Raw genomic sequence first — 8,876 nt, 5'->3', positions numbered from 1 at the left:
GACGACGTTGCTCTGCGCCTGGAAGCTGGCCGCGCCGTCGATGTCGGTGACATCGAGCTTGCCGCCGAGGGTGACCGGAGCGTCGGTCTCGTTGGCGCTGCCGCTGGTCTGGCCGGTGATCACCGCCGCGTCATTGGTCCCGGTGACGGTAATGGTCAGGGTCTGTGTATCGGTCGCACCGTGCTCGTCGGTGACGATGTACTTGACCACGATGTCCTTGGTCTCGCCTTCGGCAAGGGACTGGTAGGCCGGGTTCTTGCCGTCGAAGGTCCAGCTGCCGTCGGTCTTCAGGGTGAAGCCGGCCGGCGGGTTGCCGGAGACGCTGAAGCTCAGCTTGGCGCCATCGTCCACGTCGGTGGCGGTGAGCTGGCCCTTGCTGACCTGGTCTTCCACTGCCGCAGCGGTGGCGGCATCAGCGCGCGGAGCATCGTTGGTGCCGGTGACGGTGATCACCAGGAAACTCTGGGTGCTCGCGCCGTGTTCGTCGGTGACGGTGTAGGGAACGTTGATGACCTGCACCGCACCAGCCTTCAGGTGCTGGTAGGCGGCATCGCTGGCGTCGAAGCTCCACTTGCCGTCGCTGCCCAGGGTCAGGCCGGCCGGGGCGGCCTGGTTGAGGCTGAAGGTCAGCTGGGCGCCGTTGTCGACGTCGATGGCCTTGAGCTCGCCGCTGATCTGCGCGTCTTCGCGGACGAAGGTCAGCGAGGGCAGGGCGATCGGCGTGTCGTTGGTGCCGGTAACGGTCAGGGTCAGGGTGTTGGTGCTGGTGGCGCCGTGTTCGTCGGTGACGGTGTAGTCGATCGACAGGACCTTGGTCTCGCCGGCGGCGAGGCTCTGGTAGGCCGGGTTCAGGCCGTTGAAGGCCCAGGTGCCGTCCTTGAGCAGGGTGAAGCCGGCCGGCGCCTTGTCGTTGAGGCTGAAGCTGAGCTTGGCGCCGTCGTCCACGTCGGTGGCGACCAGTTTGCCGAAGCTGAGCTTGTCTTCCGTGCCCGCTGCGCTGGCAGCCTGGGCCACCGGCGCATCGTTGGTGCCGGTGATGGTGATGGTCAGGCTGCTGGAGCTGGTGGCGCCGTGTTCATCGGTGACGGTGAACGGCACCTGGATGGTCTGGGTGGCACCGGCTTTCAGGTGTTGGTATTCGCTGACGCTGGCATCGAAGGACCACTTGCCGTCGGCATCGACGCTGAAGCCGGCCGGGGCAGTCTTGTCCAGGGTGTAGGTGAGCTTGGCGCCATCGTCGGCATCGGTGGCGGCGAGCTGGCCGCTGATCTGCGCGTCTTCCTTCACGGCGCCGCTGGTGGCGCTGGCCACCGGTGCATCGTTGGTGCCGTTGATGGTGACGGTCACGGTGCTGCTGGTGCCGTCGGCGGCCTTCACGGTGAAGGTGTCGGTGAGCTTGTCGCCGACGCCCAGCTCGTTGTAGGCGCTGTTGGCGGTGTAGGTCCAGGTGCCGTCGGTGCCGAGGTTGAAGGTGCCGTGCAGGCCGGCGACATTGCTCTGCGCCTGGAAGCTGGCCGGGCCGTCGACGTCGGTGATATCGAGCTTGCCGCCGAGGGTCAGCGGGGCGTCGGTTTCATCGGCGCTGCCGCTGGTCTGGCCGGTGATCACCGCCGCGTCGTTGGTGCCGGTGACGGTGATGGTGATGGTCTGCGGGTCGCTCAGCGCGCCGTTGTTGTCCTTCGCCTGGTAGGTGAAGGTCACGTCGCGGGTCTCGCCCTCGGCGAGGCTGTCGAAGTCCTTGCCGGGGTTGAAGCTGTAGCTGCCGTCCGGATTGAAGCTCAGGCTGCCGTTGCCCTGGCCGACGTCAGTGGTCAGTTGGTAGCCGGTGACGCTGCCGTCTACGTCGCTGGCGGCCGGAACCTGGCCATTGAGAACGGTGTTCTCCTCGGTGGAGGCGGTGCCCGGCTGGGCAACCGGCGCATCGTTGGTGCCGGTGACGGTGATGGTGATGGTCTGCGGGTCACTCAGCGCACCGTTGTTGTCCTTCGCCTGGTAGGTGAAGGTCACGTCGCGGGTCTCGCCCTGGGCGAGGCTGTCGAAGTCCTTGCCGGGATTGAAGCTGTAGCTGCCGTCCGGATTGAAGCTCAGGCTGCCGTTGCCCTGGCCGACGCCAGTGGTCAGCTGGTAGCCGGTGACGCTGCCGTCCACGTCGCTGGCGGCCGGAACCTGGCCGTTGAGCACGGTGTTCTCTTCGGTGGTGGCAGCGCCCGGCAGGGCGACCGGCACGTCGTTGGTGCCGGTCAGGGTCACGGTAAGCGTGGCGGTGCTGGTGGCGCCGTGCTCGTCGGTGACGGTGTAGGGCACCTGCACCACCTGGGTCTCGCCCTCGGCCAGGTGCTGGTAGGCCGGGTCCTTGCCATCGAAGGTCCAGCTGCCGTCCGGCTTCAGGGTGAAGCCCGCCGGCGGGTTGCCGTTGGTGGTGAAGGTGAGGGTGCTGCCGGTGTCGCGGTCGGTGGCCACCAGTTGGCCGCCGATCACGCTGTCCTCGGTGACGCTGGCCTGGCCATCCTGGGCGACCGGCGTGTCGTTGGCGCCCTGCACGTTGATGGTGATGACGCGGGTGTCGGTAGCGCCGGACGGGTCGGTCACGGTCACGGTGAAGCTTTCGCTCGGGTTCTGCCCCTGGGGCAGGGCGTTCACCGCATTGGCGTCGACCACATAGGTGTAGCTGCCGTCGGCGTTGACGGTCAGTTCACCGTAGGCGCCCTTGGCGCTGCCGCTCCAGGTCAGGTTGGTGTCGTCGACGTCGGTGGCGGTCAGTTGACCCTTGATGTCGGCGAAGCTGTCGTTGGCGGCGGTGTCGGTGACGGTGCTGGTATAGGTGCCAGTAGCCACCGGAGCGTCGTTCACCGGGGTGATGCCGACGTTCACCACCAGGGTGCTGGTAGCGCCACGGGCGTCGGTGACGATCACGGTGAAACTGTCGGCGCCGTTGTAGTCGCCGTTCGGGTTGTACTGCCAGGTGCCGTTGGGATTGAGCACCAGCAGGCCATTGGCCGGGGCCTGGCCGACGCTGTAGCTGATGGTGTCGCCATTCGGATCGCGGGCGGCGAAGGTGCCCGTGAGCAGGGTGTCCTCGGCGGTGGTGAGGTTCAGCACACCGTTGCTGCCTTCGCTGAATTCGGGCGCGAGGTTGGGCGGCAGGTCGCCCTGGCGCTCGTCGCCGGCGGAGCCACCGTTGTCCAGGCCGGCGGTGGTGTAGCCGATGTTCGGGTCGACGTGCCCGGCGGTGGCATCGAGCATCACGAAGCTGTGACCGCCACCGACGCCGCCATTGCCACCTGCCGACGGAGCGGCACTGGGGCCCGCCGCGGTAGGTGCGAGGGCCTGGGTCGGGTCGAGGCCAGCGGCGATGGCCTTCTGCAGGTCCTCGGTGCTCGGAGCGTTGGCCGGCTGCGCGGCTGCGTGGTGCGTCTCGGCCTGCGGCAGGTCGGCGCTGCTCCACTGGCTGTCCCGGCCCAGGTCCACCAGCTTGCCCTTGCCGACGTCGAGCGTCACCGCTCCTGCGGCGCCGGTGAGCAGCTGTTCGCCCTGGTAGATGCGGTCACCTTCGACCAGGACGCGCTGGACGCCCTCGGGGGATACCGCAATCACTTGGCCGATGATGCTTTTCACGACGGCGACGACGCTGCTCATGCACTTCTCCTGGTGAGGCTTGCCTGGTTGCCGACCGGGCCGCATGGAGGTCGGCGCCAGGGGCATTCCCTTGTCTGTAAGAGCAAAAACTTGGCGTCAAAAACATGGCTTATAGCGGATGGAAATTACGTATATGCCAATGTATTGACCATTCGATTGCCATCCTAAACAATTGGCAAATCGATGTCACTTTGATATCGGGTGCTCGCGTAAAAAAATTTAGCGTGAAATACATCACGCTTTTCGATGCTTCCTTGCAGCGCATTCGCCGGTCTTTTGACGCTATTGGCGGCAATCGAATCGCTGCGGCTATCCCATTGATAAGGATGTTTTCCTCATGCGTATGCGATTCGCTGCTGTAGTGCCCTTCGCCCTTTCATTCGTCCTGCCCGCCCACGCCGACTCGCTCAACCAGGCCATGCAGAAGGCCCTGGAGTACCACCCGGAAATCCAGGCCGGGGTGAACTCCCGACTCGCCGCGGACAAGCAGCTGCGTGCAGCGAAGGGGGGCTACCTGCCATCCGTCGACCTGACCGCCGGTTATGGCCGTGAAGGCTCCGACAACACCACCACCCGTGGCCAAGGCGACCACTGGGAAACCCTGAACCGTGGCGAATCCAACCTCGCCCTGCGCCAGATGGTGTTCGACGGTTTCGCCACCTCCAGCGAAGTCGGCCGCCAGCAGGCCAACGTGAACTCCCGCGCCTACGCGTTGCTGGGAACCTCCGAGCGCACCGCGCTGGATGTCGCCCAGGTCTACACCGATGTGCTGCGTCGTCAGGAAATGGTTCGTCTGGCCGAGGAAAACCTGAAGAACCACCAGCGCGTCTACGACCAGATCAGCCTGCGCAGTGCCCGCGGCGTTGGTCGCCTCGCCGACCAGGACCAGGCCGAGGCCCGCCTGGCCCAGGCGCAGAACAACCTGATGACCGAGAAGACCAACCTGGCCGACGCCCGCACCAACTACTACAGCGTGGTGGGCAGCGATCCGGTGGACCTGAGCGACCCGACCGGTCTTGCCGGCCAGCTGCCGGAAGATCTGCAGGCCGCCCGTCGCCAGCTGGTGGAGAACAGCCCGATCCTGCGCTCCGCAGAATCCGACGTGGCCGCCGCCGAGAAACAGTACGACGCAGCGAAATCGACCTTCTATCCGAGATTCGATGCAGAACTTTCCCGTGGTGCCGATAACAACCTCGACGGAGAAGAAGGCCACAACAACGAATGGCAGGCCATGCTGCGCATGCGCTACAACCTGTTCGCCGGTGGCAGCAACAAGGCCGAGCTGGAAGCCAAGTCCTATGAGGCGAACCAGGCCCTGGATATCCGCAACAACGCCCTGCGCCAGTTGAACGAGGAACTCGGATTGTCCTGGAACGCCCTGAACAACGCCCGCGACCAGCTGCCGATCGCCCGCCAGTACGTGGACTACAGCACCCGCGTGCGTGAGGCGTACCAGAAGCAGTTCACCATCGGCGAGCGCACCCTGCTCGATCTGCTGGACAGCGAGAACGAACTGTTCAACGCTTCGCGCCGTCTGGTCGACCTGAAGTACACCGAGCTGTTCACCCAGTACCGCATCAAGGCGACCCTGGGCGAACTGCTCAAGAGCCAGGGCGTGGTAGCACCGATGGCTGCAGTGGCTTCCGAAGACATCAAGCCGCGAGTCCAGCTGCCCGGCCTCAACTAACCTGCCCGAGAGAGCATCCGCGTGGATCAAGAAGTCAGCGCAGTACCCCTAAGCCACGATCCGCGCGGTCTGCTCGACGATCCGCTGCTGGACAGCCTGCTGACGCTCTGTCAGCTGCACCAGAAGCCGGCCAGCCGCGCCATGCTCACCAGCGGCCTGCCGCTGCCCAAGCAGCGCCTGTCCGCCGAGCTGCTGCCCCGTGCGGCGGCTCGCGCCGGCCTGCAAGGGCGCCTGTTGCAGCGCAAGCTCGGGCAGATTCCGGCCCTTGCCATGCCGGCGATGCTGCTGCTGCGCGAAGGGCGCTGCGCGGTGCTGCTGGGCTGGGAAAGCAATGGCGATGCGCGCCTGCTGCTGTCGGAAAGCGACGGCGGTGAAGTGCGCGTTTCCCGCGAGCTGCTGAGCGAGGACTACGCCGGCCAGGCCTTCTTTGCCCAGCCGCAGCACAAGTTCGACCTGCAGCATGGCGAGCTGATCCCGCGCGCCAAGAGCTGGTTCCGCGACACCCTGAAGCGCTCGCGCTGGCTCTACGTCGACGCCGTCGCTGCGAGCCTGCTGATCAACCTGATCGCCCTGGCCGCTCCACTGTTCGTCATGAACGTCTACGACCGCGTGGTGCCCAACCAGGCCGCCGCCACCCTCTGGGTGCTGGCCATCGGCATCAGCGGCGCCTACCTGTTCGACCTGCTGCTCAAGACCATGCGCGGCCTGTGCCTGGACCTGGCCGGCAAGAAGACCGACCTGATCATCTCGGCAACGCTGTTCGAGCGCATTGTCGGCATGAGCATGAAGTACCGCCCGGCGCGGGTCGGCTCGTTCGCCCAGAACATCCACGAATTCCAGACGCTGCGCGATTTCCTCAACTCGCTCACGCTGACCACCCTGATCGACATGCCCTTCACCCTGCTGATCCTGCTGGTGATCGGCATCATCGGCGGGCCGCTGGTGTTCGTCCCGCTGGTTGCCTTCCCGCTGGCCGCGGGCCTGGGCTGGCTGCTGCAGAAGCCGCTGGTGGAGACCATGAACCGCACCATGGCGCTGGCCGCCGAACGCCAGTCGAGCCTGATCGAGACCCTCGCCAGCCTCGACGCGGTGAAGGTCAACAACGCCGAGAGCGAGCGCCAGTACCTCTGGGAGCAGACCATCGGCACCCTCAGCCGCCTGGAACTGCGGGTCAAGCTGCTGTCGACCCTGGCGATGAACATCACCGTGCTGATCCAGGCGCTGGCCGGGGTCGTCATGATCATCGGCGGTGTCTACCTGATCATCGCCGGCGACCTGTCCATGGGCGGTCTGATCGCCTGCTACATGCTCAATGGCCGCGCGCTCGGCCCGCTGACCCAGCTCTCCGGGCTGATCCAGCGCTACCAGCAGGCGCGCCTGTCCATGGCCACCACCAACCAGATGATGGAGCTGCCGCAGGAGCGCAACGCCGACGAACGTCCGCTGACCCGCTCGCAACTGCGCGGCGGTATCGAGATGCGCGGCCTCGACTTCGCCTACCCGAACCAGCAGGTCGCGGCGCTGCACGGCATCAACCTGCAGATCCGCGCCGGCGAGAAGGTCGGCATCATCGGCCGCAGCGGCTCGGGCAAGAGCTCCCTGGCCAAGCTGATCGTCGGCCTGCACCAGCCCGAGAACGGCAACCTGCTGGTGGACGGCGCCGACGTGCGCCAACTGGACATCAGCGAGTTGCGCCACAACATCGGCTACGTGCCGCAGGACATCAGCCTGTTCAGTGGCACCCTGCGCGACAACCTGGTCAGCGGCGCGCGCTACATCGATGACGAACGCGTGCTGGAAGTGGCCGAGCTGACCGGCGTGAACGAGTTCGTCCGCCTGCACCCGCAGGGCTATGAACTGCAGGTCGGCGAGCGTGGCCACAACCTCTCCGGCGGCCAGCGGCAGAACGTCGCCCTGGCCCGCGCATTGCTGCTCGACCCGCCGATCCTGCTGCTGGACGAACCCACCAGCGCCATGGACAACGCCGGCGAGGAGCGCCTGAAACAGCGCCTGCAATCGATCATGGGCGAGAAGACACTGCTGCTGGTCACCCACCGCGCCTCCATGCTCAGCCTGGTGGACCGCCTGGTGATCGTCGACAAGGGACGCATCATTGCCGACGGTCCGAAGGATGTGGTCATGGATGCACTGAAGAAGGGGCAGATCAGTGTCGCTTAATCCTCTGGGCAGTATCCGCCACTCTGTCCGTGGCTATTTCAAGGGCGGCGACAACCTCTCCGGCCAGCCGCTTCCAGAAGTCAGCAAGGCGCTGATCGAGGATGCGCCGCGCGTGGTGCGCCTGACCATCTGGATCCTCATCGGCTTCGTCGCCTTCCTGCTGCTCTGGGCACACTTCGCGCAGATCGACGAGGTCACCCGCGGCGAGGGCAAGGCGATCCCTTCGTCCAAGGTGCAGAAGATCCAGAACCTGGAAGGCGGCATCGTCTCGCAGATATTCGTCCACGAAGGGCAGGTGGTGCAGGCCGGCGAGCAACTGATGCGCCTGGACCCGACGCGCTTCCAGTCCAACGTCGGCGAGACCGAGGCCGACCGCCTGGCGATGTTCCTGCGGGTGGAGCGGCTGTCTGCCGAGGTGGAAGAGCGCGCGCTGAACATCCCCGACGATGTGCGCGCCAAGGTGCCCGGCCAGGCCAGCAGTGAAGAGGCGCTGTTCCACAGCCGCCAGCAGCAGCTCAAGGACGAAACCGACGGCCTGCAGCAACAGCTGGTGCAGAAGCAGCAGGAACTGCGCGAGTTCGTCTCCAAGCAGGCGCAGTACCGCAACAGCCTGAACCTGCTGCGCCAGGAGATTTCCATGTCCGAGCCGCTGGTGGCGCAGGGCGCGATGTCCCAGGTAGAGCTGCTGCGCCTGAAACGCGGTGAAGTGGAAAACCGTGGACAGCTCGATGCCACCACCCTGGCGATCCCGCGGGCCGAGGCAGCGGTGAAGGAAGTGGAGCGCAAGGTTGCCGAAACCCGTTCGCGCTTCCGCAGCGATGCGCTGAAGGAACTCAACGAAGCCCGCACCGAACTGAGCAAGGCCACCGCCACCGGTAAGGCACTGGAGGATCGCGTCAGCCGCACCCTGGTCACTTCGCCGGTGCGCGGTATCGTCAAGCAGCTGCTGGTGAACACCATCGGCGGTGTGATCCAGCCGGGCAGCGACCTGATCGAGATCGTCCCGCTGGACGACACCCTGCTGGTGGAAGCGCGCATCCGTCCGCAGGACATCGCCTTCCTGCGCCCCGGCCAGCACGCCATGGTCAAGTTCACCGCCTACGACTACACCATCTACGGTGGCCTGCAGGCGGACCTGGAGCAGATTGGCGCCGACACCGTCACCGACGAGGATGGCAACAGCTTCTACCTGATCAAGCTGCGCACCCGCAAAAGCCACCTGGGCAGCGACGACAAACCGTTGCTGATCATCCCCGGCATGGTCGCCACCGTGGACATCATGACTGGCAAGAAGAGCATCCTCAGCTACCTGCTCAAGCCGATTCTGCGGGCCAAGGCGGAGGCGCTGCGGGAACGGTAAGTCGAGAGTGCCTGC

The 8,876-nt window shown here is 65.7% G+C and carries 4 protein-coding genes; 3 read left to right on the top strand and 1 reads right to left on the bottom strand.

What is annotated here, in order from left to right; translation table 11 throughout:
* A partial coding sequence (locus tag PNI01S_RS25550) for a retention module-containing protein (protein ID WP_159457353.1) occupies window positions 1-3,636 on the bottom strand: 3,636 nt, incomplete at its 3' end.
* 337 nt (window positions 3,637-3,973) lie between these two features.
* Here PNI01S_RS25550 and PNI01S_RS25545 point away from each other — a divergent pair.
* The 3 genes from PNI01S_RS25545 to PNI01S_RS25535 are packed head-to-tail and all read left to right on the top strand — an operon-like array spanning window position 3,974 to window position 8,861.
* Window positions 3,974-5,323: a TolC family outer membrane protein gene (locus tag PNI01S_RS25545; RefSeq protein WP_037016421.1), complete on the top strand. Its 1,350-nt coding sequence runs from the start codon at window positions 3,974-3,976 to the stop codon at window positions 5,321-5,323.
* Between the two features lie 21 nt (window positions 5,324-5,344).
* Window positions 5,345-7,501 carry a type I secretion system permease/ATPase gene (locus tag PNI01S_RS25540; protein WP_084359667.1) on the top strand — a complete coding sequence of 719 codons (2,157 nt, stop codon included), beginning with the start codon at window positions 5,345-5,347 and terminating at the stop codon, window positions 7,499-7,501.
* Complete coding sequence (locus tag PNI01S_RS25535) at window positions 7,491-8,861, top strand: HlyD family type I secretion periplasmic adaptor subunit (protein ID WP_084359666.1); 1,371 nt, start codon at window positions 7,491-7,493, stop codon at window positions 8,859-8,861. The genes PNI01S_RS25540 and PNI01S_RS25535 overlap by 11 nt, the downstream gene beginning before the upstream one ends.
* The last annotated feature ends 15 nt before the right edge of the window (window positions 8,862-8,876 follow it).

The sequence above is a fragment of the Pseudomonas nitroreducens NBRC 12694 genome (genome assembly GCF_002091755.1).
Taxonomy (GTDB): domain Bacteria; phylum Pseudomonadota; class Gammaproteobacteria; order Pseudomonadales; family Pseudomonadaceae; genus Pseudomonas; species Pseudomonas nitroreducens.
This window is presented reverse-complemented; position numbering and strand designations above follow the sequence as displayed.